The sequence below is a fragment of the Flavobacterium sp. FPG59 genome (assembly GCF_002150205.1).
In the GTDB taxonomy this organism is placed as follows: Bacteria; Bacteroidota; Bacteroidia; order Flavobacteriales; family Flavobacteriaceae; genus Flavobacterium.
The window spans coordinates 1-956 of sequence record NZ_MTCA01000409.1; the positions used below are offsets into that span (position 1 = coordinate 1).

The following is a 956-nucleotide window of genomic DNA, read 5'->3' on the forward strand; positions in this document are numbered from 1 at the left end:
TGTAAATACAGTTAATGCTGTGTACTATAAAATTGACAGATATGATTCTAGTACAAAAGATGAAAAATCTGTTGATCCTTCTTACGAAGCATTAAAAGAGGTGGAGTTAGCTTTGTATTTTACAAAAGAGGTTGCTGTTTTTAAGCAAATCAATAAAATAAGTTTGGCGGATGATTTGTTTAGTAAAATGGCAACAATAATTGCCGGTGGAGAACGGTATTGTAATGTTGTTACTAAGCAAAAATTGGAGCATATGGATACTATGGGAGAAGAATTTAATCTTGTTCACCCGTTCGAAGAATACACTTGGGAGATAACTTCAGAAACAAAAAAGATAACTGGCTATACGTGTTATAAAGCTATTTCACATACAAGTGAATATTCAAAGTTTAGAAAAAAAAATATATCGATTGATCCAGTTGTTTGGTTTACACCTGAAATGCCATTTTCATTTGGTCCAGCAGGTTTAGATGGCTTGCCAGGTTTGGTGTTAGAAGGAAGCATAAATGGGAGATTGTATTTTTACGCAACTAAAATAGAATTTGATATCAAAGCTGATAATATCGATTTTTCAAAACCTAAAAAAGGTAAATTTATTACCCCTGCTGAGTTTGAAGATATCTTACTGCGGGATATGAACTAATTAATTTAAACTGTAAATTCTTTAAAGATTAAGTTGTAAGTTAGTTGAAGAGAATGGTTGACGAATGAAAATATAAAAATTAGTAGTTATCATTTTAGCTGTGGTGCTTTTTAGTTGGGTTGCAATGGTGAAAACCACTTAAGGTAAAAAGACAAAACTGCCAGCCGAGAGAAATAAACTATAAAAAACACTCACAAATTAGTTATTTTTGCTATTGTTGTGTTTTTCATTTTGTAAAGTTTGCTCTCTAAATTCTATTTTTTGTAAAGTATTTAATTTGTTTAAGTTATTAAATTTATAAAGAGTATAAACT

Annotated in this window: 1 protein-coding gene; it reads left to right on the plus strand. The window is 30.1% G+C overall.

Annotated elements, in window-relative coordinates; genetic code table 11:
- Nucleotides 1–643, plus strand: a 643-nt coding sequence (locus FPG59_RS16340; RefSeq protein WP_086455562.1) for a GLPGLI family protein, incomplete at its 5' end; no start/stop codon positions are given.
- Nucleotides 644–956: the final 313 nt, after the last annotated feature.